This is a genomic window from Vibrio spartinae (assembly GCF_024347135.1).
In the GTDB taxonomy this organism is placed as follows: domain Bacteria; phylum Pseudomonadota; class Gammaproteobacteria; order Enterobacterales; family Vibrionaceae; genus Vibrio; species Vibrio spartinae.
The window spans coordinates 2,551,554-2,576,352 of the sequence record NZ_AP024907.1 but is presented as its reverse complement, the minus strand read 5'-3'; the positions used below and the strand labels follow the sequence as shown (position 1 = coordinate 2,576,352).

26 protein-coding genes are annotated in these 24,799 nt (G+C 43.6%); 14 read left to right on the top strand and 12 right to left on the bottom strand.

Annotation, left to right across the window (positions count from 1 at the left end; all coding sequences use genetic code 11):
- Position 1: 1 nt before the first annotated feature.
- From OCU60_RS11355 to OCU60_RS11340, 4 genes are all read left to right on the top strand, one after another.
- Complete coding sequence (locus tag OCU60_RS11355) at positions 2 to 1,075, top strand: citrate/2-methylcitrate synthase (RefSeq protein ID WP_074373283.1); 1,074 nt, start codon at positions 2 to 4, stop codon at positions 1,073 to 1,075.
- Positions 1,066 to 1,839, top strand: a complete 774-nt coding sequence (locus OCU60_RS11350) for a hypothetical protein (protein WP_074373284.1) — start codon at positions 1,066 to 1,068, stop codon at positions 1,837 to 1,839. The genes OCU60_RS11355 and OCU60_RS11350 overlap by 10 nt, the downstream gene beginning before the upstream one ends.
- Positions 1,840 to 2,416: 577 nt before the next feature.
- Positions 2,417 to 2,935, top strand: a complete 519-nt coding sequence (locus OCU60_RS11345) for a DUF6622 family protein (protein WP_074373285.1) — start codon at positions 2,417 to 2,419, stop codon at positions 2,933 to 2,935.
- A gap of 359 nt (positions 2,936 to 3,294) precedes the next feature.
- Entirely contained in the window at positions 3,295 to 4,695 is a 1,401-nt protein-coding gene (locus tag OCU60_RS11340) for an aminotransferase-like domain-containing protein (RefSeq protein ID WP_205410496.1), read from the top strand.
- Between the two features lie 102 nt (positions 4,696 to 4,797).
- On the opposite strand, the gene ppsA is transcribed toward OCU60_RS11340, so the two are convergent.
- A complete protein-coding gene (ppsA, locus tag OCU60_RS11335; RefSeq protein WP_074373287.1) occupies positions 4,798 to 7,173 on the bottom strand; it encodes a phosphoenolpyruvate synthase in 2,376 nt (791 codons plus the stop codon).
- Between the two features lie 178 nt (positions 7,174 to 7,351).
- On the opposite strand from ppsA, the gene ppsR reads away from it, so the two are divergent.
- Positions 7,352 to 8,185, top strand: coding sequence for a posphoenolpyruvate synthetase regulatory kinase/phosphorylase PpsR (ppsR, locus tag OCU60_RS11330; RefSeq protein WP_074373288.1), 834 nt, complete (start codon positions 7,352 to 7,354; stop codon positions 8,183 to 8,185).
- Positions 8,186 to 8,218: 33 nt separating this feature from the next.
- On the opposite strand, the gene OCU60_RS11325 is transcribed toward ppsR, so the two are convergent.
- Positions 8,219 to 8,701: a GNAT family N-acetyltransferase gene (locus OCU60_RS11325; protein ID WP_074373289.1), complete on the bottom strand. Its 483-nt coding sequence runs from the start codon at positions 8,699 to 8,701 to the stop codon at positions 8,219 to 8,221.
- 98 nt (positions 8,702 to 8,799) lie between these two features.
- On the opposite strand from OCU60_RS11325, the gene OCU60_RS11320 reads away from it, so the two are divergent.
- The gene (locus OCU60_RS11320) at positions 8,800 to 9,705 is read left to right on the top strand and encodes a LysR family transcriptional regulator (protein ID WP_074373290.1); all 906 of its coding nucleotides are present in this window, start codon (positions 8,800 to 8,802) and stop codon (positions 9,703 to 9,705) included.
- Between the two features lie 1,047 nt (positions 9,706 to 10,752).
- Here OCU60_RS11320 and OCU60_RS11315 read toward each other — a convergent pair.
- Positions 10,753 to 10,953 carry a hypothetical protein gene (locus OCU60_RS11315; RefSeq protein ID WP_074373293.1) on the bottom strand — a complete coding sequence of 67 codons (201 nt, stop codon included), beginning with the start codon at positions 10,951 to 10,953 and terminating at the stop codon, positions 10,753 to 10,755.
- Between the two features lie 682 nt (positions 10,954 to 11,635).
- Between OCU60_RS11315 and OCU60_RS11310 the strand changes: the two genes are divergently transcribed.
- From OCU60_RS11310 to OCU60_RS11275, 8 genes are all read left to right on the top strand, one after another.
- Positions 11,636 to 12,415 carry a hypothetical protein gene (locus OCU60_RS11310; protein ID WP_074373295.1) on the top strand — a complete coding sequence of 260 codons (780 nt, stop codon included), beginning with the start codon at positions 11,636 to 11,638 and terminating at the stop codon, positions 12,413 to 12,415.
- Between the two features lie 160 nt (positions 12,416 to 12,575).
- Positions 12,576 to 13,814 (top strand): TRAFs-binding domain-containing protein, encoded by a 1,239-nt coding sequence (locus tag OCU60_RS11305; protein ID WP_074373296.1) that lies wholly within the window; start codon positions 12,576 to 12,578, stop codon positions 13,812 to 13,814.
- 2 nt (positions 13,815 to 13,816) lie between these two features.
- Positions 13,817 to 14,221, top strand: a complete 405-nt coding sequence (locus OCU60_RS11300) for a TIR domain-containing protein (RefSeq protein ID WP_074373297.1) — start codon at positions 13,817 to 13,819, stop codon at positions 14,219 to 14,221.
- A gap of 177 nt (positions 14,222 to 14,398) precedes the next feature.
- Positions 14,399 to 14,794 carry a toll/interleukin-1 receptor domain-containing protein gene (locus OCU60_RS11295; protein WP_074373298.1) on the top strand — a complete coding sequence of 132 codons (396 nt, stop codon included), beginning with the start codon at positions 14,399 to 14,401 and terminating at the stop codon, positions 14,792 to 14,794.
- A 130-nt stretch (positions 14,795 to 14,924) separates the two neighbouring features.
- Positions 14,925 to 15,350, top strand: a complete 426-nt coding sequence (locus OCU60_RS11290; protein WP_074373299.1) for an N-acetyltransferase — start codon at positions 14,925 to 14,927, stop codon at positions 15,348 to 15,350.
- Positions 15,351 to 15,529: 179 nt separating this feature from the next.
- Positions 15,530 to 16,411, top strand: a complete 882-nt coding sequence (locus tag OCU60_RS11285) for a HEPN domain-containing protein (RefSeq protein WP_074373300.1) — start codon at positions 15,530 to 15,532, stop codon at positions 16,409 to 16,411.
- A 380-nt stretch (positions 16,412 to 16,791) separates the two neighbouring features.
- Positions 16,792 to 17,190 (top strand): hypothetical protein, encoded by a 399-nt coding sequence (locus OCU60_RS11280; protein WP_205410497.1) that lies wholly within the window; start codon positions 16,792 to 16,794, stop codon positions 17,188 to 17,190.
- A gap of 89 nt (positions 17,191 to 17,279) precedes the next feature.
- Positions 17,280 to 17,603 (top strand): hypothetical protein, encoded by a 324-nt coding sequence (locus OCU60_RS11275; protein WP_139302120.1) that lies wholly within the window; start codon positions 17,280 to 17,282, stop codon positions 17,601 to 17,603.
- 291 nt (positions 17,604 to 17,894) lie between these two features.
- Here OCU60_RS11275 and OCU60_RS11270 read toward each other — a convergent pair whose 3' ends face one another.
- Genes OCU60_RS11270 through OCU60_RS11230 form a run of 9 tightly spaced genes read right to left on the bottom strand, consistent with a single transcriptional unit; the run spans position 17,895 to position 24,796 of the window.
- Entirely contained in the window at positions 17,895 to 18,197 is a 303-nt protein-coding gene (locus OCU60_RS11270; protein WP_159439467.1) for a LysE family transporter, read from the bottom strand.
- Positions 18,198 to 18,234: 37 nt separating this feature from the next.
- Positions 18,235 to 18,819 carry a hypothetical protein gene (locus tag OCU60_RS11265; protein WP_074373304.1) on the bottom strand — a complete coding sequence of 195 codons (585 nt, stop codon included), beginning with the start codon at positions 18,817 to 18,819 and terminating at the stop codon, positions 18,235 to 18,237.
- A 2-nt stretch (positions 18,820 to 18,821) separates the two neighbouring features.
- Positions 18,822 to 19,814, bottom strand: coding sequence for a tail fiber protein (locus OCU60_RS11260; RefSeq protein WP_074373305.1), 993 nt, complete (start codon positions 19,812 to 19,814; stop codon positions 18,822 to 18,824).
- Complete coding sequence (locus tag OCU60_RS11255) at positions 19,815 to 20,417, bottom strand: YmfQ family protein (RefSeq protein ID WP_074373306.1); 603 nt, start codon at positions 20,415 to 20,417, stop codon at positions 19,815 to 19,817.
- A complete protein-coding gene (locus OCU60_RS11250) occupies positions 20,402 to 21,484 on the bottom strand; it encodes a baseplate J/gp47 family protein (RefSeq protein ID WP_074373307.1) in 1,083 nt (360 codons plus the stop codon). The genes OCU60_RS11255 and OCU60_RS11250 overlap by 16 nt, the downstream gene beginning before the upstream one ends.
- Positions 21,477 to 21,911 (bottom strand): phage GP46 family protein, encoded by a 435-nt coding sequence (locus OCU60_RS11245; RefSeq protein WP_083602665.1) that lies wholly within the window; start codon positions 21,909 to 21,911, stop codon positions 21,477 to 21,479. The genes OCU60_RS11250 and OCU60_RS11245 overlap by 8 nt, the downstream gene beginning before the upstream one ends.
- Positions 21,908 to 22,525, bottom strand: coding sequence for a phage baseplate assembly protein V (locus OCU60_RS11240; RefSeq protein ID WP_074373308.1), 618 nt, complete (start codon positions 22,523 to 22,525; stop codon positions 21,908 to 21,910). Before OCU60_RS11240 ends, OCU60_RS11245 begins: the two co-directional genes overlap by 4 nt.
- Positions 22,507 to 23,568: a phage baseplate assembly protein gene (locus OCU60_RS11235; RefSeq protein WP_074373309.1), complete on the bottom strand. Its 1,062-nt coding sequence runs from the start codon at positions 23,566 to 23,568 to the stop codon at positions 22,507 to 22,509. The genes OCU60_RS11240 and OCU60_RS11235 overlap by 19 nt, the downstream gene beginning before the upstream one ends.
- Positions 23,561 to 24,796, bottom strand: coding sequence for a DNA circularization protein (locus OCU60_RS11230; protein ID WP_074373310.1), 1,236 nt, complete (start codon positions 24,794 to 24,796; stop codon positions 23,561 to 23,563). The genes OCU60_RS11235 and OCU60_RS11230 overlap by 8 nt, the downstream gene beginning before the upstream one ends.
- Positions 24,797 to 24,799 lie beyond the last annotated feature (3 nt).

The window sequence follows — 24,799 nt, the reverse complement described above, 5'->3', positions numbered from 1 at the left end:
AATGAATGAGCAAATAGACCAATTCGATATTGATAATAATCAGTTACTTGTAAGGTCAGAAAATGTAATAAAGTTGGCACAAAATTATTCTTTTTTATCTAATGTGTGGTTCATTCTGACGGGAAATCGGATAACAGAATCAGAGGTTAGTAAATTGGTAGAGGAGCAAATAGCGCTGATTAAATCGAAAGATATTATCCAGATCATTGATAGTACATATCAACTATTACAATATGATCAACACTTAAGTGTGTTTCAGCGTTTCTCATTTATTCTTGGCGTAATTGAGCGGTTTATTGGAACGGAAGATTTGAATGACTTTTTGAGTGAAGATAAATCTTTAGGGATAGTGTTGCTAATGCCTCTCTTTATTACTTTAGCTACAGGTAGATATCCCGAACCAAAATTAATCGATAATATTCAGGATAGTCAGTCATTCGTACATGAATTCTGGAATGCACTACAGCCTAAAGCAAATCTTATTACATTAAGTAAGTTCAAGCTTGAACAATTTATGTCACTTCTAATAGGTGGCTTTGGGGTCGTTACTCCAACCACTGCAGCAATTCGGTTTATTGCAAGCACAAAAAGTCGGATTGGGGCATCTCTGGTAGGAAGCTTTTGTGCTACTGGACCATCACATATGGGGGCCTGTAAATTTAGTACTATGCGTTTCGTTAGCATCAAATCTGAACTTGAGCAAGGAAACATTGAATTAGCAGCGAAAAAGTATTGTACAGATAAACCATGGCCCGGTTTTGGACATCCAGTTATGCTCAGAGATCCTCGTTGTGATGCCTTCTTTGATGATAGCACTGGCTCAATGGCTCCATTCAAAGAATTATCCGAAGTGATCACAAATCAAACAGGTTTAAAGCCTAATGTTGACTTCATGATAGGCAGCGTAATGAGTAAATTAAACGTGGAATCAGAGGCCAGTTTGCTCGGTTTTTTTTCATGCAGGATTCCGACTCTTATTGCTCATTATCGTTTGCGTTATAGAGATCATTCATTCGGGCTTAAATCCGAGGACTTAAGAGCAAAATACAAAAAGGTTCCAGAGTCATGGCTATAAACGAAGAACATATTGACGGGCCTAACTTCCTCGGAATTTGTTCGGTCATAGACAAAACTAAAGACGATTTTGCAATAGGTACATTAAATTTAGCTCATTGGGATCAGTCGAGATTACACTCCCAGATAAGTCAGCTTATTGAAGGAATGAACCAATTTGCAGTTCGATTTGCGACCAGAACTTCTTTACTTAAGGACCCGGATTATCGATATCTACCAGTGCTAATTGATGAATTTGAAACAAAAGTTTTCGAATTACCGGAGGTAGTGGATATCTCTGGTAATATAGAGTTGGTAAATGATGTATACCGCATACATTGTTGGATATCGGATAAAACCGATAATTTAAGACAGGAACTAGCTCTGGCTACAATACTTGTCGCAAAAGTTTACTTGCCACAAAAAATTAATAAGAGAGGTTTTGCTTATAAAGTTAAGCAATTATGGACTTTTTCTAATGTATCCGATAACTCCTTTCGTTTTAAGTTTGAACGCAAGCACCCACTATTTGAGGAACATTTCCCTAGTAGAGCTGTCTGTCCTGGCTCATTGCTCACAGAGCTGTTATTTAAGGGTTTAAAGATAGATTTCAGTAATACGTTGATTGAACTGTCTAAGGTTAAGTTTATAGATGCTGTGTGCCCTGATGAAAACTATAAACTAATAATAAAGAGCGATGGCATTAAGAGTAATTCCGGAGTTTTTTACATTCAATCTGAAAGTAAAAAACGATATACATGTGGTCATTTTGCCACTAATAAATAATGGTTAACTGTATTAGTATGTTTAATGTTATCATATCATTTGTTCCATGGAGCATATACTCATGGGTTGTACACAAAAGCGTAATGAGTATGACCGAAAGATTTATTATTCTAGCCTTAATTGTATTAGCAATACTAGTAATAAATCGAAAGATAATAATAGAAGGTGAACCTGTGGTTATCACAAACCTGGTAACTGTATTCATTTTATTTATTAATTACTTCGGGGGGTATTCGCAACTCTTAAATGAATATCCAACAAGCTTTTGTTATATCTGCTTAGCTTTCGTGTCGTTTGTTAGCTTAGTAATTAAGAAACCATTCACGATACATTATGCAAAAATAGGTGTTTCTGAAGAAAAGCAAAAACACATTCTATTTTACATGATTAATAAATATATAACACTTGTGTGGGTGATTATTTTTGCTATTAATGGTGTTTTAAACTTTTTGTTTGAATGGTCTGCAGAATTAAGGATGGTAACAATAGGTCTCATCTGTGTTGGTGTTTACTTGTCAAAGTATCTACCAAAGTTCGTTCGTAATCATTATCGTGTTCGGCAAGCGGGGGTATAGTAATGACTGTTCTCAGTATTTTGGAAGGTACACCCATGTGGGTATGGATTCTTTTCGTCTTTTTGCTATTAAGAGGCGTTATAGCATTACACGACCGGGAAATGGAAATAAAAAGGCTATTTTTACTGCCTGTTGTATTTTTATTCTGGGGAGGAGCCGGAGTTGTTAATGAGTTGCACTTTCCTAACATTGGATTAGTCTGTTCTGCAATTGGATTATTGAGTGGTGGAGCCGTAGGATGGATGTTATGGCGAAGAACCCCTCGGTTGAAATTTATTACTGGAACAGCGCTCGTAATTAGACCTGGAACTACACTAACACTCATTTTCATTCTTATAGCATTTTTAACTAAATTCGTATTGACTGCTTGTTTGTCTATATTTCCCGAGTATAGCCTCAGTCTAAACTTTAATTTAATTTATGGATTTCTATGCGGAGTTATTGATGGTGTGTTTTGGGGGGGAACCTTAAATCTCTATTTTTCGCGCAGAGAATATATAGAACGGACTGTTACAAGTTGACCCTATGAAAATGAATTAAATAAAACCCCCGGATAAGAGGTAATGCCAGTCAGTTAAGCTGACTGGTATTACCCCCGTACAAGTAGGTTTCTAGGAGTTCTACCCGTATTTTACGGACATACCCATAAAGAGGCATATTATGCCTAAGAGGAGTATCGACGACTAAACGAAGAACATATTCCGCAGAATTTAAACACGAAGCCATAAGCAAATAAATAACGCCAAGCAACATTCGGCCTGCGGATAAAGAATATCGCGGGGATCACTGCTCTCCTTTTTGCTTGAAAAGTAGTATGACTTGGGTACAGTTAAGGGGACAGATACAATTTTTTAGATTTAAAGCAGTACAGTGGTGGCCTATGAGTTTGTATAAGATGATGGCGAGTCAATTGATACGCGAGATTGAAGCGGGGCAGTTGCCGGAGGGAAGTCGTCTGCCTTCACTACGACAATTCGCGAAACAACAAGCCGTCAGCATGTCTACAGCGGTGAGTTGTTACCAAGAACTGGAATCTCAAGGTTGGATCCATGCGCGTCCTCAGGCTGGGTATTATGTGTCGCCCTTGTGTCATCAACATCACACACCGCAGTGGGCGCAGTTTGTGAGTCGGGTTTCTCAGGTCAGGCAAAGATACGTTTCTCCTGCCGGACACAACGGACCACTCGGGATTTCAACGACCTATCTGGATGATGTGGCGCTGAATGCGCTTAAGCAGAGTTTTCGGCGCGTTAGCAAGCGACTCGGGCAGCGACTCAATCAATATCCTCATCCGCAGGGGGAACCATCACTACGTCATGCCCTCAGTACTCATTTTGCCAAGCTCGGGCTTCATCTCACCCCAGATGAACTGGTGATCACATCCGGGTGTATGCCGGCAATCAAATTGGCAGTCGAAGCTTGTACGCAAGTCGGGGATGCGATTGCCATCAGTTCACCCTGTTTTAGCGGTATTTTAGATTTGCTTGGCCAAATGGGGCGTCAGATTGTCGAAATCCCATCATTGGACGAAGGGATCGATCTGGACCAACTTGAACAGCATTTACGCCAAGGCAGTGTGAAAGCCGGTATTTTCTGCACATCGCATATGAACCCGCAAGGGATCACGATGTCTGTTCAGCAAAAGCGGCAGTTGGCGGCGCTGGCAAACCATTACCAAGTGCCGATCATCGAAGATGATGTCTATCTTGAGCTCTCTTATGCTGAACACACGCCTTTACCCGCCAAGTATTATGATCAAGGTGGTTACATCCTGTGGTGTGGTTCGATATCGAAAAGCTTATCGCCCAGCTATCGTTTGGGCTGGTGTTTGCCCGGTCGGTTCACCACAGCGTATGTGCAGCAGTATACGGCTGCTTTCTTTGGTGTTTCTTTGCCGATTCAGCTTGCTGTAGCTGATTTTATTGAATCTGGTCACTATGCCAAACAATTGAAACGCCGGCGCAACCGGTTACTCAATTTAAAACAAGCGTATCTCAGTTTTTTATCGGCGCGCTTGCCTGACGAAGTGAAGATCAGCAATCCTCAAGGGGGGATGGTACTCTGGCTACAAGTACCTCATCTCAATCACACCCGGTTTGCTGCGCTGATTGAAGCCTATCAGATTGACATTCGGTTGGGGGAGCTCTTCAGTACGCTGTCACTCTACGATGATTGTTTCCGAATCAATATCGGTTTTGAACTCACTCAGGATGTGGAGGAGGCGTTAAATCTTTTGGTCGAGGCGATCAAGCAATCGAGTGGCGTTGAAGATGAGGTTTGAGCGGTGGCTGAGATAGCAAAATGAGCGAAGCTGGATATCGGGCACCCAGATAGGTGCCCGATACGGTTGATGACGCGCATAAAATGACTGCACGCTGTCGAACTAGTTGGACTGAGCGACTTGCCCCAATTTCAGCCAAGTATCAATCACTGTATCTGGGTTGAGTGACACAGAACTAATCCCCTGTTCCATCAGCCATGCCGCCAAATCGTCATGATCAGACGGGCCTTGACCGCAGATTCCGACATATTTGCCGGCATTGGTCGCTGCTTCAATGGCCATTTTCAGCATCGCTTTCACGGCAGGGTTACGCTCGTCAAACAGGTGAGCGACATCCCCAGAATCTCGATCCAGCCCCAGTGTTAGCTGAGTCATATCATTCGAGCCAATCGAGAAACCGTCAAAGTACTTCAAAAACTCATCCGCCAGTACGGCATTGGATGGTAATTCACACATCATGATGACTTTCAGTCCTTGCTCACCCCGTTGCAGACCAAATTTAGCCAGCAATTCAATAACCGACGATGCCTCATCCGGCGTGCGAACAAATGGGATCATAATCTCGACGTTTTTCAGCCCCATTTCCTGACGAACCCGTTTGATCGCCCGGGTTTCGAGCTCAAAACAGTCTTCAAAGGTCGATGAAATGTAGCGAGAGGCACCACGGAAACCAAGCATCGGATTCTCTTCATGCGGCTCGTAGTTGCGACCACCGACCAGATTGCTGTACTCGTTTGATTTGAAGTCAGACATCCGGACAATCACGCGTTTCGGCCAGAAGGCCGCAGCAATCGTCGCAATGCCTTCCGTCAGTTTACTGACGTAAAAATCGATCGGATCCTGATATCCTTTGATTCGCTGACGAATTTCAGCTTTGAGGGCATCATCTTGCGCATCAAACTGCAACAACGCTTTCGGGTGAATCCCGATCATCTTGTTGATGATAAATTCAAGGCGTGCCAAGCCAACCCCTTCATTGGGAATCTGAGCAAAATCGAAAGCACGGTCGGGGTTACCCACATTCATCATGACTTTAGTCGGTAAGTTGGGTAGCTCATCGACCGAAGAACGACGCACTTCAAAATCGAGCTCACCCCGGTAAACATAACCCGTTTCGCCTTCGGCACATGACGCCGTGACCTGTGCACCGTCTTGTAGATCGCTGGTGGCGGTACCACAGCCGACAATCGCCGGAATACCCAGTTCACGGGCGATAATCGCAGCATGGCAGGTTCGGCCGCCTCGGTTGGTCACAATCGCGGCCGCTTTTTTCATCACGGGTTCCCAATCGGGGTCGGTCATATCCGTAACCAGAATATCGCCTTGCTGTACCAGTGACATTTGATCGAGAGAATCAACCAGACGCACCGTGCCTGACCCGATACGCTGACCGATGGCCCGGCCTTCCAGCAGCACATCTGCCTTGGCATTGAGTTGGAAGCGCTCAATCACACTGGTTTCATTCTGGGAGCAAACCGTTTCCGGCCGGGCCTGAACAATATAAAGCTTGCCGTCAATGCCATCTTTGGCCCATTCGATGTCCATCGGGCGCTGATAATGTTGTTCAATGATCAGCGCCTGTTGGGCAAGTGCTCTGATTTCATCATCATTTAAAGAGAACTGCTGACGCTCTTGCTCGCTGGTGTCGATAATCTCGACCTGCTTGCCGATTTCTTGCCGCTCAGAGTAAATCATCTTCACCATTTTAGAGCCGAAGGTTTTCTTCACAATGGCGGTTTGACCGGCTTCCAGCAACGGTTTATGGACATAGAACTCATCAGGGTTGACGGCTCCCTGAACGACCATTTCACCCAGTCCCCAAGCCGAAGTGATAAACACCACTTGATCAAAGCCTGATTCTGTATCCAGTGTAAACATCACTCCGGAAGCGGCTTTGTCTGAGCGTACCATCCGTTGAATCCCGGCTGATAACGCAATGCCGCGATGATCAAAGCCCTGATGCACCCGGTACGAGATGGCGCGATCATTAAATAAAGATGCGTAGACATGCTTGGTCGCTTCAAGGACAGCGTCGATGCCTTTGACATTCAGGAAGGTTTCTTGCTGCCCCGCAAAAGAGGCATCCGGTAAATCTTCAGCGGTGGCAGATGAACGGACTGCAACGGAAATTTCAGCGTTGTTTCCGGTTAATTCAGCATAGTTGTCACGAATTTCCTGTTCTAAATCAGCAGGAAAGGGTGCTTGTAAAATCCATTGACGAATGGTCGCACCGGTCTGGCGTAATGCATCGACATCGTCAACGTTGAGTGTATCAAGCAGTTGATGAATGCGATGATCTAACCCCTCATAATCTAGGAATTGATTAAATGCGAATGAGGTGGTCGCAAAGCCGTTCGGCACTGAGACCCCAGCGTTGGCCAGATTAGAAACCATTTCACCGAGCGAAGCATTTTTACCACCGACCTTATCGACATCGTTCATCGATAAGTTGTTGAACCAGAGGGTATTGTTGCGCATTTCTTTCTCCAGAAGTATGACTTTGTTATTGGATTTGGTAATCGTTTACATGAACCTGCTAAAAAAATGACCGAAGATCTTTTCAAAGCTGTGGTCCATGTCGTTGAATACCGAGGGTCGTTCTATTTATAGTGTGACAATGATGCTAATCAAAATAATTTGAAAGTTTAAATAAAATATGCAGATTGATAGTCAAAGTCGTGACGTATTCTACGTTTCTGATGGTACGGCGATTACATGTGAGACCTTGGGACATGCTGTGTTAGGTCAGTTTCCCTTCGTCGCCAATGAGAAAACGTTTCCATTTGTTGAGAGTGATGAAAAATTGACAGATGTGATCAAACAGATTGAATTTTCTTATCAACGACACGGTGTGCCGCCATTAGTTTTTTTCTCGATTGTGGTCCCGGAAATTCGTGCCAGGCTGCTGCAAGTGTCAGCCCATTGCTATGATGTGCTGGAAAATATTGTTCAACGTGTCCAAGCGGATACTGAAACCGAACCTCAACCCAAATTGCAGCGCTCACGCAGTATCAGTAAAAATACCGATACTTATTTTGATCGGATTGCCGCAATTGAATATACGCTGGCGCATGATGACGGAATGTCGCTGAAAGATATTGAACAGGCAGATATTGTGCTGCTCGGGGTTTCCCGGAGTGGTAAAACACCAACTAGTCTGTATATGGCGATGCAATTCGGCTTGCGGGTGGTCAACTACCCGTTTATTCATGATGATATGCGCGCGCTCAAGTTACTCCCGGCGTTTGAGATTCATCGGCATAAATTGTTCGGTCTGACCATCAATGCGGAGCGCCTGACGGCCATTCGTCAGAATCGTCTGGCAGGGAGTGAATATGCCAGCGTTCATCAATGTGAACATGAGCTGGCAAATGTGGAAGCGTTATTTCGCCGTGAGGCGATTCCCTATATTAATACCAGCTCACTGTCGGTCGAGGAAATTTCAGCCCGCATTCTTGAAAAAGCGGGCTTGAAACGACACCTGTGTTAGCCAGCGGTTTACCCGGGAGGATGGTCGGGGTCTTTATGCCTGTTTGGCAAAATCGAGCAGGGCTTGCCCCGTCATTCGATAGATGATCCATTCATCCTGAGGCTCGGCGCCGATACTTTGATAAAAGTCGATCGATGGTTGATTCCAGTCGAGGACTGTCCATTCAAAGCGGCCACAATCTTTACTGACGGCCAGTTGCGCGAGGTATTTCATCAGCGCTTTGCCTGCGCCGAGGCCGCGGTGCGCTTCACTCACATATAAATCCTCCAGATACAGACCATATTGCCCCAACCAAGTCGAATAGTTGAAGAAGTAAACGGCAAAGCCGATGGGCTGATTATCCGCTTCACAAATCAGTGCATGGGCGTGAACGTCATCACCGAATAATTTGCGTTCAATTGCTTCAACCGTATTGGCGACAGCATTGGGCTCTTTCTCATAAATCGCCAGTTGATTGATAAAATCCAAAATGGTTGCAGCGTCTGAAATTGTGGCAGGTCTGATATGAATGGTCATGATTTCCTTTCTTGGGTTGACTCAGATTAGTGACAGTGTATGCTCAAATTAATTATGAATAAAATGCACTTTATTCAGTCTTCATATGAATGGTATTCATGCGTAAATTTCCTCATATTGATTTGAATTTACTTAAGGTATTTGCCAGTTTATATCACACGGGCTCGGTGACGCTGAGTGCCGAAGAACTGAACATCAGTCAGTCGGCGTGTAGTCATGCGTTGCAGCGCCTGAGAGACCGGCTTGGTGATGACCTTTTCATTCGGATTGATAATCGAATGTTGCCGACCGCTTATTCCGAGCGGCTGGCTGAACAGGTTTTACCGGGGTTGGCATTACTCGGGCAGGGGCTGGCCTCATCTCATCCTTTTACACCGGAGGATGCGCATGTATTTAGGATCGCGGTGACGGATTATACATCATGGTGTATGCGAGAATTCATCACATATCTGAGTGAGGCGTTTCGTCATATTCACATTGAATTTATCCAGTTGGCCGAACGATTACCAGAGTCGGCACTGAAATCCGCAGCCATCGATCTGGCGTGCGGATTTGCACATCAGCAGGAAGAATCAGAAAGTCTGAATCGTCTCGTCTGGTTGCGCGATCACTATGTCAGTGTGCGGTGTCAGCATCATCCGGTGACTGAGCATCTTTCACTGGCTCAGTTTCTTCAGTATCCGCATGTTTTGGTCACGCCGTGGAATGAACCCAGAGGCATTGTTGATATGACATTGTCACGGCAAAGAAAAAGGCGCCAGATTGCGATTCGCACTGCCAGTGTTCTGGCTGCGCCTTATTTTGTGCAGCAGACATCCTATTTGCTGGCAGCACCGTCCCGGTATGCTCACACCATTGCTGAAAGTTTGTCACTGCGTTTATCGCCTATACCGTTAGATGTGCCGGAGTATCAGCTGACGCTTTACTGGCATAAAACACGCCACAATGATCCGAAAATCGAATGGTTTATCCGGTTGTTCAGCGATTTTCATCAATGTTCATGAATGACGGTGACTGGACGGGATGAGATGATGAATTTGGGCGTGAGTTTGGTCGTTTAATATTTCTTCTGAGTTTGTCGAGCAATGCATTGAAATTATGTAAATAGTCTTTGGTTCCCAAATTTGACGCACAATCTTGTTTTTCGATTTCAGATACATCGGTGCTCTGTGCGCCAGTTCATCTTTCAGAGATGAAAGACGAACCAGAAAATCTTTTTTTGTTTGGCTGAGGTGCGCGTTGTCCAGAACCGTCTTTTACGGGCGTCCTGCCCGGAAAAGCCTAACCATTCTCCCGGAATGGTTTTCTTGGTTGGGTGGTTAGTTTGAATAGAGTGAAACATTCTTAAAAAGTCAATTCGGTCACTGAATTCAGGGTGAAAAATCATGGAGGATTTTTCAATTATCCCCTAACAAAAAATCTTGAGCAGGATGCGAATCAATCCGACCCTGATAACGCGTACTGAACCTAAAAAGATGCTTTTGGTTCCTTTTGCATCATCAAAAGGAACTGGGGCGCTGTCGGGGATGCCATTGAAATCGGCAAAAATAATCGCGCACCAAACCGCTGCACCTCAATTTTTATATTCCCCAGCCATTGGCTCCAAATTTTGACGCACAATCAGGTTTTCTAATTTCAGAGGCATTTGTGCTCTGTGCGCCAGTTACTCTTGCCAAGATGCAAGAGTAACCAGAAAATCTTTTTTTGTTTGGCTTGGTCGCACGTTGTCCAGAACCGGCTTTTACGGGCGTCCTGCCCGGAAAAGCCTAACCATTCATCCGTGAATGGTTTTCTTCGTTTGGTAGCTGATTTGAATTGAGTGAAATCTAAAGAAAGTCGATTTGGTCGCTGCTCTCAGGGGGAAAAATCCCGGATGGATTTTTCAGGATTGCTTGAGCAGGATGCGAATCAATCCGACCCTGATAACGCGTACTGAACCTAAAAAGATGCTTTTGGTTCCTTTTGCATCATCAAAAGGAACTGGGGCGCTGTCGGGGATGCCATTGAAATCGGCAAAAATAATCGCGCACCAAACCGCTGCACCTCAATTTTTATATTCCCCAGCCATTGGCCCCAAATTTTGACGCACAATTGCGTTTGCCAATTTCAGCGGCATTGGTGTCTTGTGCGCCAGTTACTCTTGCCAAGATGCAAGAGTAACCAGAAGATCTTTTTTGTTTGACGGCGTCACATGTTGTCCAGAACCAGCTTTTACGGGCGTCCTGTCCGGAAAAGCCTAACCATTCTTCCATGAATGATTTTCTTGGTTGGGTGGTTGATTTGCGTACGGTGAAACATTTTTTGAAGCTAAATGAGTCACTGAATCTTGGAACGTTATCGCGCACTAAACCACCGCATCACAATTTTCACTGATTGTTAAAACGCTTCAATTTTGCACAAACCTTATCCATATCAAAAAAATGTCATGTTTATGTCAATTTTTTCTGGCGATTTTCTATAAGATATTCAATGATATGTACGGTGTTTTGATGCTTACTTGCGAACAAATGGGGCTTATACGAGATGTTCCGAATGGTGGTAGCACTGGTGAATCATTTGTGCGCAGCTAGATACAATTGCTGGGTAAAGCTTATAACAAGCAAAGTCAGGCGGACAGCTAAAGCTGCTGCTTTGGGCGTTAGCGCTATGACGTCATACAAGTTGCTACACTCGGATAAATCTACATTGGGGCAAGGCTTATTGCTGATGCTGCAAAAGCTGAGGCGAATACGAAACGAGGCAGTCCATAGCAGTGATGCGAAAATCACTACGGAAACTGCTCGAGAATATGCAGCTTTGGTCGAAAGGGTCAGAGCTGAACTCGAAGAGGCATAACCAAAGGCTCCAGCCGACCAGCTTTTCGCTGTCGCTCCAAACTAGTGACGGAGCCCAAGTGTTAGGCAAAATACCCCTTTATTTTTAGTGGAGGAAAATATGGAAAATCCGGAGAAACAGCAGCAAAAAAGCGGTGGCTTTCTTCATCTCTTTACTGAGTTAAGTGTTATTCAGTCAATAGTTTTAACTGCAATCGCTGTGCTTTTTCCTACTTTTAAAAGTGTTGACTTATTGAGTCAGGTTAAAATTCTAGATTTTGATGGGTTGTTACTTTATCAGGGAGCTTTTGCACTACTGGCTGTAATATCTGCATTCTTGATCTTATATATGATCAGCATCTTGGCTACGGCAGATAAAGCGTGTACAACATTTAAGAAATACCTTTTCTACACCGCGACATGTTTAATGATATTTACCTTCTCGCTTAGTCTAAGAGAATTTTATGCACCGACATCATCATTTACATCATATTTTGTTGGTAAGGAATTAAAAGTCAATTACAGCTTAGTTCAAGTTGAGTCTGGATTAGAATTTGAAGTTGTAACTTGCTCAAGATCAGGTCAACTAGTTAAGTGCGAGCTGAAAGTTACAAATAAAACTGAAGATGATATGAATGTTACAAGGTTTGATCGAGTCTCACTATATGACCAAAATAACCACCGAGGTAAGCGAGAGAAGGTTATTTTTGATAATCAAAATGTTGGGCGTTGGGAGTCAGTACATTTAACTAAAAAGTCTTCATCTGATTTAGCCATGTACTTTAACATGTCCGAAAAATCCGCCTCTAAAATGGTCAAAAAGCTAGCAATTAATTTTAACTATTTTGGCAATGATAGGTTGGTTACATTTAGAAACCTAGAGCTAGAATCAGCACTATAACTAGGAAATGGCCTAGCAAAAAATCCAGGTGACCCAAACCTCTGTACGGCTTTTGGTACTTGCTCGCTCGCTTCGCGGCATAATAATAGCCCCAAAACCCACTCATCAGTCTGGTTGCCTGATTTGGTCGTTATAATTTATAAAGGATAATTGTGTACAGATGTCAAGAAAGCAAAAGTTATGTTTCGTTATTATGGGGTTTGGTAAAAAAACGGACTTATCAACAGGAAAAACTCTAGATCTTGATAAAACGTATAAAAATATAATTAAACCGGCAGCAGAAAAAGCAGGTTTACAATGTGTGAGGGCTGATGAAATTCAAGATTCAGGCCTCATAGACAAAAGTATGTACGCATTGCTAATGCATGCGGATCTCGTTGTCGCAGACATCTCTACTTATAACCCAAATGCTATATATGAATTAGGGGTGCGTCATGCGGTTAGACCTTACTCTACAATTATTATAAAAGAACAAGACGGAGTAATCCCCTTCGATCTTAGTCACAATCGTATTTTCCATTACGCTCACTTAGGGGATGATATTGGGGTTGATGAAGCTGAGCGATGTAAGGCGGATCTCGTTGATATGATTGAGCCAATTTTAAAAAATAAAACAATTGATAGCCCTCTTTATGACTATATACAAGACATTGAGCCACCAAAGTTAACGCAAAAAGAATATAAAAGAATTATTGGTGATTTATCCAAGAGAGAAGAAAGTATTTTTGCTATATCTGAACGCGCAACACATTTTATGGAAGAATCTAATTTTGTTGAAGCTTGCAAGTTATGGGAGAAGGCGGAGAACATTGTTCCAAATGAAACCTATTTCACTCAACAACGTGCATTAGCCAAGTATAAGTCTAAAGAGCCGACAGAAATATCATCTTTAACTGATGCTCTCCAAATAATTGAAAAGCTTGATCCAGATGATGAAACAAATGACCCCGAAACGCTTGGACTTACTGGAGCTATCTACAAACGGATGTGGCATGTAACTGAAGATCCTGAGTATTTGAAACGGGCTATAGATTACTATGGTAAAGGCTTTAAGATCCGTCGAGATTATTATAATGGTGAAAACTATGCACTTTGCTTAAATATTGCAGCCAGCATAGAAGGTGATGAAGAAGAAAAAACGTTTTATAAAATATCAGCAAAAAAGGCTAGGCAGGAAATTATAGAATTGCTGGATTATTTATCTGATGAAGGAGGAAAATCGCTAGCAGAAAATAAGTGGCCTTATGCAACACTTGCCAACTGTTATTTTGGGTTGAGCGATAATGATAATGGGCTTAAATATGAAGAAATTTTCTTAGGGCTTGTTTCTGTAGACTGGGAAAAGGAAACCTATTTTGAGTGTAAGAAAATGTTAATAAATTTACTAAAGGATAAATAACTATGGCCAAGGAATACAAAATATTTATAAGCCACTCTTGGCAGTACACAGATACATTAGAAGCTTTAAGAAATTTAATAAATACTAGAGGGTATTTCAGTGCAGTATATGAAGAGTCTACAAGAGATAAACCTATAAATTCCGATGATGAAAGCTATGTAAAAAGGCGGCTCTCCCAAAAAATTGGTAATTCAGATGTTATCTTAGCTTTGGCTGGTGTATATGCAAGTCACAGCTCTTGGATGCAATGGGAGTTAGATAAAGCCATTGAGCTAGGTATTCCTATTATAGGCGTCATACCAAGAGGACAGAATAGAATATCAACAATTGTTTCATCTCGGTCAGTAGTAGACATAAGATGGAATACAGAAAGTATAGTGTCAGCAATTAGGGCATATGCCAAATGAATTATAGTCAGTGTTATACATCAGGAGGAAGATGTCCTTATCAAGGACTTTTGTAGGATTTCGTCTCACCGATATTCACCATTGGCATCTGATGAAAGCTGAGATGTAATAATAACCTCATAGAGGAACGGTACTATTTTTTAAACAGTAAACTTTAATCTTAATAAGGAAGATTCAATGGCAAAGAAAATTTTTGTTTCTTATAACTTTAATGATAAAGAAATCGTACATTCAGTCAAGAATATGCTCCAGAGTAATGGAGGAAAAATTAATGGGCAGTTCTCATTTGTAACTTCTGATTTTTCGGCACAAGGGAACGATGCTATAAATAAAGAAATAAAGAAAGTGATGTCTGACTGTGATGCAGCTCTTTTCCTCGTCGGAGATAACTCTCACAATAGCCCATGGATAAATCGTGAAGTTCAGTTAGCTAAATCACTGAATTTACACATCGTACTTACTCGACTTCCTGATAGTCGTGGTGCTGCTCCCAAAGGATTGACTGATTCTTATTACCCAGAAGCAGAGTGGAAAGCCAATGATTTGGCTTATTGTCTGAACAAATGTCAATAATAGTGGCAATACACATAACAAAAAATTGTCGTTGTCCGTAAGCGGTCTGGGACCTCAGTTGCCGTAGCAACTGAGGTCTATACAATTGGCTGTAATAGCCCCAGTAACCCCAACACCCCATAATCGAAAAATGATAAGAAAATACCACGAAGAAGACTTAGATTCAGTGCTGGATATCTGGCTGAAAGCATCAGTGAAAGCCCACGATTTTGTTTCAGCAGAGTTCTGGGAATCTCAAGTCGAGAACATGCGCAATATTTATATTCCGGCCTCAGAGGTCTGCGTTTTCGAAACCGAGTCTCAAGTGGTTGGGTTTTACGCATTGTACGAAAATACCCTCGCTGCTCTATTTGTCGTGCCTGAACTTCAGGGGAAGGGGATCGGTAAGCAACTGTTAAATCATGCTAAAACGCAGAGATCCCGATTAAGTCTGTCCGTGTACCAAGAAAATCAGGCCAGTTATCAGTTCTATATATCGCAAGGCTTTCATGTGGTGAGTGAACAGTTCGATGAACATACGGGACACTCCGAATACACCATGCGTTCTGGCACATAAGCATCATTGTGTGTGATGCCTCGAAGCCGAAACCTGAGACAATCATCAGGGAAAGAAATAAAAACGAACCGCGTCGCATTTTATCCTTCAACAATGCTAATACTATGATAAACAGTGTTTTTTGCTGAACGCTTCTTTTATGCTATAGCCATGTTGTCTACCAAAGCGAAGCACGTTTTATGAAAACATCTCTCGATCACCTGCCTGAATTTAAACAGCAAGAGCTTGCGATGATCTCGACCATTCTGCGCGATACGCTGGACGACTATCTCGAAGGTAAAACGGGGAGTAAAAGCGAGTTTCGTATTCTGAAAATCATTCTGTTCGGCAGCCACGCCAAAGGCAATTGGGTCAACGATCCGGTTAATGGTTACATCAGCGATTACGATATTCTGGTGATCGTCAACAAAGCCGCCTTGGTGGAAGACTATGTGGTCTGGCAGCGGGCGGAAGAGCAAATTGATCGCAAAGTGAAATCCGCGCCGTTGGGTCTGATTGTTCATGATTTGCAGGAAGTAAATGAACGATTGCAGCAGGGGCATTATTTCTTTAAGGATATCCGTGAAGAGGGGATTGAACTGTTTGCCGCAACGCCGAAACCGCTGATTGAGCCGGGGGATTTAACCGAGGCTGAGAAACGGGAGATTGCGCAAAAGTATTTTATACGATGGGTTAAAAGTGCACATGATAGTTTCGCGATGTTCGGTTATGCCATTAAAGATAAACGTATTGAGCAAGCAGCTTTTGAACTTCATCAATCCGCAGAAAAGTTTTTCGCTTGCGCGCTACTTGTCTGTACGAATTACTTACCCAAATCCCACAATATCGAAAAGCTGAGTAAATTGTGCGCGCAAATCGAGCCAGAGTTTAAGATGATTTTCCCGCTCGACAATAAATTCCACCGTCGCAGCTTCCGTCGTCTGCAACGCGCCTATATTGAAGCTCGTTATTCGGAGCATTATGAAATCACAGAAGAAGAGCTGGCTTATCTCGAAGGGCAAGTGTTGCAGTTAAAAGCGGTCGTTGAACGGGTTTGTTTCGCGCGGATTGATTCTGCCTAACCATTCATTCGTGAATGGTTTTCTTGGTTGGGTGGTTGATTTGCGTTGAGTAAAATCTAAAGAAAGTCGATTTATTTGTGAGCAAATTAGACATCGTTGTACTGTGATTTCTGATGTGATGATATTTTTTTACTGCCATTTTGTCTGTATTTTCATACGATTAGGACCGAAATTTCATCGAGTGTCAGTAAGTGATATAGAAGTATTCCTATAGAGTGGTTCAGTATAATAAACTGTTAGCTCAATAAAGGGAGAATGCTACAAATTTGGCGAGCTCTCCACTTATGGCCCTCCCGTATCTCCTAAGCTGATCAAACTGATCGGACCAAATCGAGATGAGTTCCTGAAGGGACGAAGGTGCGAAAATCAGGGATTAGGTATTGGTGCTTTTATTTACTATCGCAGAGTCGTCGAAAATCAGAAAAATAGAATACTCGGTGAAATCATTAAGGTTTCGGAAAAAATTGGTGCTTCTGAAGAAAAAGTTGAAACGCATAAAAAATGCGGTCGAAGAAACGCAGTTTAGCAAGGCTCTCAATCTTGCGAAGGATGCTATGCCTGAGAGCTTGCTGATAAATGGCCATAGTCCAATATTGCTGCTGCATTCAGCGTTAAGCGAGGGGTTCATACCTTATCAGACGAACAAGTGCCTAGAGATGGCCGGTAGCGTTAGGGTGGTATTGGGCGAACTGTCGGAGAGGTTATCCCAAGCACTCAAGGATGAAGCCGAGTTAACAGAGGTACTTTCAACCCTCATGAATAAAAAGCCTAAGAGCTAACAATTCCATACACAAGGACGCCAAACTCTTCGCTGCGCTACGAGTGTGTCGCCTGTGATGGCTGGCGTTAGCACTATAAAACCGAGGTAATGATGAAGAAGAAAATAATTTTTATTCTAATAGCCACGCTCCCAATTTATGCCCATGCCGGTCGCGTAACCACACCGTGGTTTAAAATTCAAGAAGTAGGGCCGGACAGCAATGGTCCGTTTGTAGCAATCCCTCCACCCGGGATCACAAACGATTGTCCTTCTGGTTTTAGTTGGTTCCCTGGCCAAGCGGAGGCGACCAATGATGGTTATAAGAATTCTGTATCAACCGTGCTAGCTGCTTTTTTTTCTGGTAAGGAAGTTCAACTCGACTACGAAAGTTCAACCGCACCCTGCTATGTATATCAATTGCGTGTACGCTAGTGCTAACAAACGCTCATGCTGAAACCTTGTGTTATAGCCTTGAAAAACAGGCCTCCAGACAAGCTTTCAGCATAGCTTGGCGTTAGCTAAAAAGGTAAAATTATGTCTCACCTGTTTGATATAGCAGAGCTCAGACAAAAAATATTCATTGTTCAAAATGTTATCTAAGCGAGAAACCTAAAGAGGACACTCCCCTTTAGATTGACGCTTATTCTATTGAATCAATTGATAAAATAATGTTTATACCTGTGTCTGCCTTGGCCCGCGTGCGTGTCCTTTATCTATGAAGCGTTATACTGACTCAACGACTAACTTCACACTCAGCATGATCAGCAACAATCCTGAAGCTCGTTCAATCCAATGAGCATATTGATACAACCAAGCTTTTAATTTTCCGGAAGAAAAAAGAAAAGCGACGATTGAAAACCACCCAAGTTGTACGAGCACCAACATAAGTCCATAAGATAACTGCGCTTGAGGTGATAAATTATCACCGACATATTGACTCAGTAAAGCCAGAATAAAAATTATGATTTTGGGATTAAATGCATCGGTCATAAACCCGGTGTAGCCGCTCGCGCAAAATGACAACACAAGCCGCGCCAAATGAAAAAAACAATAGTTTATCATTTTATGCGTCCTGTTTGTTTGGCCGCGTGGGTCTCTCACTTTCAAGAACAACAACCAGCCCATTTTCTACTGTTGTATAGTCGCGTAGCGCGATTGCGTATGCATTCCAATCATCGACTGTCAGTTGTTGTCTTTTTGTGTCCCCAGTTGCGTGATACTTGAGTTGCACGTCAACATAGTCTAATTCAGAAACAACCCATTGATATTCGGCATTTGCATTGAACTGTTTCTGAGCATTTGTATCTGTTACCCATAATTCCGTTTTATCCTCCCACACGTCAAATTCAGTGTCAGGCTCCAATAATGTGTACTCATCTGTTATCAATGATTCATCATCAAATAGTTTTTTTTGCTGCGTTTTTTTATTGTATGCGGTCACTGGGTCAGTGATAATTTCAACGTTCCAATTATCTCTGTCACTGATATAACGGCATCGTTGCGTTGCACTATTGAATTCTGGCAGCGGCGTAAATGTTGAGCATTGGGGTTTGATAGGATTTTCATAGCCGTGTTCAATAAATACAGTACTGACCCCGACAAATAGACCGGATTCAAATGAATAGTGATATGCCATTTGCTCGTTCATTTTTACATCCATCCTCTGAAAATTTTCACAGAAATATTTGCCGTGTACGGGCGGTTTTCATCAGCAGTGGGGACAACACGAGATGCGTCAAACTTAATCGTTTCATCGAACATCCCCCCAGCTCCGCCAGCATATCCCCCCGAATTTGACCCGAGTTGACTAAATACACCCGTGGGGTTTTCGTCTCCACCCAAATCGACAGATTGAAATAAACCGGCGATATTTCTAATCGCATCTCCTTGCGTTGTACCGTGTGTCACGCCTGACGGAGTTCCACGGCGGAAATGTCCCAGATGGAAATTCGGCAGTGTAAACGTTGTTGCACCATCACCATCACCGAAATAAGCAGCGTAGGTCATTGGGTCAGCATCTTTGGTCGCCTGTGAAACAGTCATTCCCGAATCTTGGGCGTATTGCCACAAAATTGCATCAGTGGTGCGGGATATTTCACCACCATTGGCATTTAACCAGCCGGGTCTGGGGGCTGCTATCTGAAAATCAGCGATCATACCGACGAAGCTGCGCTGGATATCATTGTCGGTCGTTAGTCTCCGCCATTTTCCTGATATTGAGTGGTAGAAAAATACACTGGGATCATTCTGATTATCAGACCCTGCAATGATTGTATAGTATCCAGTTGCGTGTCGAACCTTTACACCTTGCAACTCTATTTCAGTCCCCGTCGGTTTGTTCGATGCGAAATGAATCAAACCTGAAGGGGCTGCATCTAAATCTGTGACTGTTACAGCACCTAAATCTGTCGGGGTTTTTAACGATCTAAACACTGCTGCCAGATTTTCTACACTACCGGAATCATACGAAATCCCCATTTCTGTTAATGCATTCAGAAATTCATCAATCACATCATTAAACCAATCCTGGCCGGGATAGCTGGGCGCACCATTATCACCGCTTTCTGTGAAATAGCCTGCTAAGCCACTGGTAGGTTTTCTTAACGGACGTTCTGTGACTTGTGAACCGTTCTGGAGTTTCATTTATGCATCTCCTTTATAGATATAGTCGTAATACTTACCTCCCATTTTGTACTTGTTTAATGTGCACTCTAATACACGTGCGTCATTGCTAATTAGAGGCATGGTAATGTAATCGAGACATGTGAACCGAACGCGTGGCATTTCTGTGACGGTTATTTTCAGAACATGGCGATACCGCTGTGCATAGAGAGGATAACTACAGGAACGCAGGCAATGATGCGGCCAGATTTCCTCAACCTTGATGGTAAATCCTAAATCCTTTGCCAGTGCTTCAATTTGCCATGTTGCCAAACCACCCCGGATACGGTCTTTTGTGGTGACAGCGTTACGGCGTTCGATGAACGTTTCACCTTGGCTGGCACAATCCGGCAATCCTAAATAGGCTTCGTAGTCATCAAGCATGATATTGGCTTGTGCAGGTATCATTTCGAGTGCGATTGAATCACAGAGTGTGTCTGTGCTGGCGAACGCTTTGGCTAACGCTCTGAGTAGATTTGTTTGATGACTATCAGTGTCCTTATTCCACGCCACCCCCTGTGGCATTAGTTGCTGAAGTACATCAAGCCATGCTTCAGTACCTTGTGCGCTTATGCTGTTAGCCATACAGGTTCCCCAAACGTGATCAATTCTTTTTCTGAGCTGGTGATATTGTCACTAAGTGAACATATATAGTCTTCAACACCTGATGCGTTTCCGATAGCCGTGCGAATCTGAGACAGTAGAATCGTTGAATTCGGCTTTGAATAGAGCCGCTCTAATACCTTAAGCTGGGTCAGGCAATTTATGCGTGTTGTTTCCGTATCAGGCGTGAGTTTAATCTCCAGTTGAACCACTTTTAAACTGAGTTTAAACGTAATGACTTCAATTCCACCGGGTCGCCCGACTAAGTTACCAGTAGATGGGTCGATATGTTGAAAAATATAGCTATCGACTTCATTCATCTTTGTATCAGTCGGAATAATATTCGAAAGATTGTCACAGACGAATGTTAGCCCAACAGTTGCCCCTCCGTGATAACCCGAATATGCCCATGCTCTTGTTACTTCACCCACCTCAGTTGCCCATGCGACATAGTCATGTTCCGCGCCTCCCATTGGTGGGTTCTGCTTTCTAAAATACAAACGGCCCAATAGTTCACTGATAGATTCAGTATCAGCACCGCCAGATATTTTTGTAATTATTGCGGTGGGTGCTGAACCATTGATTGGACTGATGAGACTAATCTCCAATGCTTCATCAGCCAAGTTTCCCGCACTACCGGCACTCTCAGCTTTAATAGAGAGTTGTACCGTATTTTCAGTGAGTGCTTGACTGTCTAAAACAGTAAATCGCTGGCCGTTCTGATGCTGAAATGTCACATCAATAAATTGAGATGCAACGGATGCCGGAGCATTAATTCTAGCTATCCCCGTCGCTTTGGTTGCCTGCTTGCGTGGTACTCCTTCATAGTTTGCTGCATCGATGATTGTCTGTTCGTCAGACTCAGCACTAGGGACAATCTGCTGAGCCAGCCACGTAATGTGATCGTGTATATCCCGCTTGGCTGCTCCAACAGCAAATGCAATAGCGCGTTCTTCGCCGATAATCGGCAATGCCTGTAAATTAAGTTCCAGAGCAATATCATTTTCAATCGTTCGGATTATTTCACGCAAAGTTTGGCTTTTATACACGGATGGCCTCCCACTTTAATTGGGCTTCTAGTGTGAGTTGATCGTCATTGGGTTTGATTAGGACAATAGAAAGATCGACAGTATCACGGCCTGAACGTCTAGCATTCACCTTTGCTGATTTGATATACCTGCTTATAAGTGGGGTGAGCGCCTCTTTTGCATAATCTTGGACTCTCAATACAATTTGATTTGTGAGTTTCTTACGCTTCAAAAGCCACAGCCGAGACCCCCAATTAAATTCACTGAATGTATCTCCCGGCCAGCCTCGCTTATCTGTCGTTCCCTGAGGCAGTTCATCCGATTCGGTTGCTTTCGCATCAGTAAACAGACAATAAATTACCATCGTTTTCAGATTGTCACCTTGCTTCAACACACCTCCAACAACATCATAGTCATAGCCGTTTTCTTTCCAAACGATATTGATCATTGTGCGCTCCCGTTAGGTTTTTCTGTCGATTTACGCTTGCCATCGTCATCATAATCATGGGTGTGGTCACCAGAACTCACCCCCGCAAATGTGCCGCCTTGCTCACCAGTAACCACCCCTTGTGCGGCGATATTACCGGATGTTGATAAGTTGCCATCGAGTATGACATCCCCCTGAATTGTGGTTACGGGCGCTTCTATTTTGATACCGTCCGATGCAATGATGTTGATGGTATTAACTGTGATATTGAGTGTGTCACCGTCAAGTTCAAAAACACCGCCTTTAGTCAGCTTCAGATAATGCCCCTCTTGGTGATACAGTGCGGAATCACCGTCAATTAGACCCTTGAGGCGTACTGCTTTGTCTTCCGCGCAAATAATCGCGAGATTCGAACGATTACCGCCTAGTGCTAAGACTAATTGCTCGCTGCCTGTCGGTGGTACTGATGTATGCCCATATTGCTGCCAGCGCTCCACATCAGAGAACACCTCACCATTGAGTGCTTGAACCTGCATGGTTTGACGGGCAAGAGCATCATCTACTGCGCTCTGAATGGTTCGGGTAAACATGGTTTGGATCATTCGCTTCAATAATTTCACGATTGTTTTCTCCATGAGGCTTTCACCTTACCCACTTTTTTAGGTGCTTCTACTTTCATCGCTTCAGGGGGAACCAAACCCAGAATTGTGACACGGCCATCGTCGTTTTCTGAATACGTGAGGGACGAAATCAGCATCTCATCGTCAATACTCTGAATTGGATCAATCACTTTTAAAAGTTTGTTGAGCGGCCACAGGTCACCCGTAAAATTATCGCCACAACGCCAGCCTGAGACTGTAATTTCTGATGTTGTCGAGCGTGCCAGTGCGTTAGATATCTGCCACTTGCCACGGCGACTGGCATCTTCAGCAGTGAAAACCTCTTCCATCAACACAACATGTGGGCGATAGCGGGCAACACCTGAGTCTGTTTCAATCACAGCTTTGCCTCCGGTTTCGCTGGCTATCGATGCACTCCAGCTGCCTGCATCTCCTTTGACGACCACTTTCGAAAAACGCTCTCTCGAAGAAAAGCGGCCACGAGCAGCACGGATGTTCTGCCCAAGTTTTAAGACCACGTTTAAACGTTCTGTGGATGCAGTCGTAATAACAAGGTTACCTTGAGCATTAGATGTCAGTAAGACACCGCGTTGGCGTGCTAGCCGTTCAAGCAGCTCGAATACTGTTTCACCTTGCTCAAGTCTAACTTTTTTAAACACATTTCCGATATCAGCATCAACGACAACATTAATACTAAATGGTGCAGCGACTTCACGGGCTAATGTATCCAGAGTGACATTGTTCCACTCACCGGATTCATGCTCGACTGAGCATTCAACTAAATCGACCGTTTTGTCATGACAAATCAGTTCATAGCGCACAGTCTTCGCATCGTATGAGGGAATAAATTCCGAAACATAGCCAGTAGAAACCACTTCACCGCCTATCTCAATTGTTACGGGCGAACCATTTTTAATATTGAACGGTTGAACTTCATGCCACTGACGAGTCATTGAAAGACGCATTTCACCGGCACATGCTTTTAACGCGCGGGTGATAGAAACGTCTGTCCAGCCGTGCCATGTTTTACCATTTGAATTTACTGTGACTTCATCCATTGCTGCCCCCTGAAATTACGACTTCAATACTTTGATGTGGGGTAATGAATGACGGGCGTGAAAGACTGTTTCGAGTCACAATAACATCTCGATTTTCCGTATCTCCGGTCTGTTGGTAAGCAAGTAGTGCAACTGGAATGGCTCGGTTGGGAGTGACCTTTTTCACACTCGGCAGTTGTTGTATCCGCTGAGCTAAATCACTTGTGACAGCACTACGAAGACTACGATAGAGCCGCCAGCCGGTACGGTTCCCTGAATCAATCGCCTCTTCAGCTATTTCTTGCAATGATGTGCTCAATGAACTCGCAGTCAAAGATGCTTGGGTACTGTCAGTGAATCCATTGACTTCACCTGCTACAGGAGCCGTAGCAACAGCCTGAACTTTGGCTATCACCACCGCAGTGTGCGTGAATGTATATACATTGGCTCTGGGGTAGATATCAGCTTTTACTGTCAGCTCGGCTTTCAAACCCTTCCAGCGGTTTTCTAACTGATCATAGACACTCAGTGAACGGGGTAATTCGGTGACGAGATCTTTTAAATCAACGATCAAGTTTGTGATGTCCCGGCCAAGCTCTCCGGGGTAGGCCAGTAACCGCCCAGCCGATGACTTCACATGTTCAAGCCGGTCAAACCAATCGCCCAGTTCCTCAGGTAGTCCGGGGAGATTATTAATTGTGTCATCGAGGTCACTCAACGTGATATCGATGCTATCGAGTAGAGTTTGCTGCGTTTCTTCATCAAGAGACGTGGCAAGAGATTCAAATACATTAACATTGACATCATGAGCCTTTGAGGCTTGCTCTTCGACAATAGATTTTGTGTCTGGCGTATTGGAAAACAGGTTTTCACCAACCGCGTAGACAGTAAAAGATAATCGGGCAACATGGCGCTCGTTGTTATCGAAATCGTAATCGACCTCACCAACCTGAACCTGTTGAATTCCCCAATACGGGTGAATCAGTTCCCCCGGCCCGGCGATATTGAGCGCAGCCAAAAGCCGGGTAAACTCCGTTTCAGCATCCGGGCCAACCAATTCAGCTTTAATCATTTCATTATTTAGTACGCCACCATTATCTTCAGTCCAACCACCATCTCGTTTTGGGTACTCATGGGCCAGTGCCCGACGGCCTGATTTACCTTTGGTTGATAATACATAAAAATGTACCCCACGAAATGAGGCTTCTTGACGCTCCTGCCATTGTGCTGAATCGTACTCAAATGTCATACC

Coding starts and splice junctions, on each gene's coding strand:
- OCU60_RS11355 (WP_074373283.1), top strand. CDS start 2: ATGAATGAGCAAATAGACCAATTCGATATTGATAATAATCAGTTACTT.
- OCU60_RS11350 (WP_074373284.1), top strand. CDS start 1,066: ATGGCTATAAACGAAGAACATATTGACGGGCCTAACTTCCTCGGAATT.
- OCU60_RS11345 (WP_074373285.1), top strand. CDS start 2,417: ATGACTGTTCTCAGTATTTTGGAAGGTACACCCATGTGGGTATGGATT.
- OCU60_RS11340 (WP_205410496.1), top strand. CDS start 3,295: ATGAGTTTGTATAAGATGATGGCGAGTCAATTGATACGCGAGATTGAA.
- ppsA (WP_074373287.1), bottom strand. CDS start 7,173: ATGCGCAACAATACCCTCTGGTTCAACAACTTATCGATGAACGATGTC.
- ppsR (WP_074373288.1), top strand. CDS start 7,352: ATGCAGATTGATAGTCAAAGTCGTGACGTATTCTACGTTTCTGATGGT.
- OCU60_RS11325 (WP_074373289.1), bottom strand. CDS start 8,701: ATGACCATTCATATCAGACCTGCCACAATTTCAGACGCTGCAACCATT.
- OCU60_RS11320 (WP_074373290.1), top strand. CDS start 8,800: ATGCGTAAATTTCCTCATATTGATTTGAATTTACTTAAGGTATTTGCC.
- OCU60_RS11315 (WP_074373293.1), bottom strand. CDS start 10,953: ATGGAAGAATGGTTAGGCTTTTCCGGACAGGACGCCCGTAAAAGCTGG.
- OCU60_RS11310 (WP_074373295.1), top strand. CDS start 11,636: ATGGAAAATCCGGAGAAACAGCAGCAAAAAAGCGGTGGCTTTCTTCAT.
- OCU60_RS11305 (WP_074373296.1), top strand. CDS start 12,576: ATGTCAAGAAAGCAAAAGTTATGTTTCGTTATTATGGGGTTTGGTAAA.
- OCU60_RS11300 (WP_074373297.1), top strand. CDS start 13,817: ATGGCCAAGGAATACAAAATATTTATAAGCCACTCTTGGCAGTACACA.
- OCU60_RS11295 (WP_074373298.1), top strand. CDS start 14,399: ATGGCAAAGAAAATTTTTGTTTCTTATAACTTTAATGATAAAGAAATC.
- OCU60_RS11290 (WP_074373299.1), top strand. CDS start 14,925: ATGATAAGAAAATACCACGAAGAAGACTTAGATTCAGTGCTGGATATC.
- OCU60_RS11285 (WP_074373300.1), top strand. CDS start 15,530: ATGAAAACATCTCTCGATCACCTGCCTGAATTTAAACAGCAAGAGCTT.
- OCU60_RS11275 (WP_139302120.1), top strand. CDS start 17,280: ATGATGAAGAAGAAAATAATTTTTATTCTAATAGCCACGCTCCCAATT.
- OCU60_RS11265 (WP_074373304.1), bottom strand. CDS start 18,819: ATGAACGAGCAAATGGCATATCACTATTCATTTGAATCCGGTCTATTT.
- OCU60_RS11260 (WP_074373305.1), bottom strand. CDS start 19,814: ATGAAACTCCAGAACGGTTCACAAGTCACAGAACGTCCGTTAAGAAAA.
- OCU60_RS11255 (WP_074373306.1), bottom strand. CDS start 20,417: ATGGCTAACAGCATAAGCGCACAAGGTACTGAAGCATGGCTTGATGTA.
- OCU60_RS11245 (WP_083602665.1), bottom strand. CDS start 21,911: ATGATCAATATCGTTTGGAAAGAAAACGGCTATGACTATGATGTTGTT.
- OCU60_RS11240 (WP_074373308.1), bottom strand. CDS start 22,525: ATGGAGAAAACAATCGTGAAATTATTGAAGCGAATGATCCAAACCATG.
- OCU60_RS11235 (WP_074373309.1), bottom strand. CDS start 23,568: ATGGATGAAGTCACAGTAAATTCAAATGGTAAAACATGGCACGGCTGG.
- OCU60_RS11230 (WP_074373310.1), bottom strand. CDS start 24,796: ATGACATTTGAGTACGATTCAGCACAATGGCAGGAGCGTCAAGAAGCC.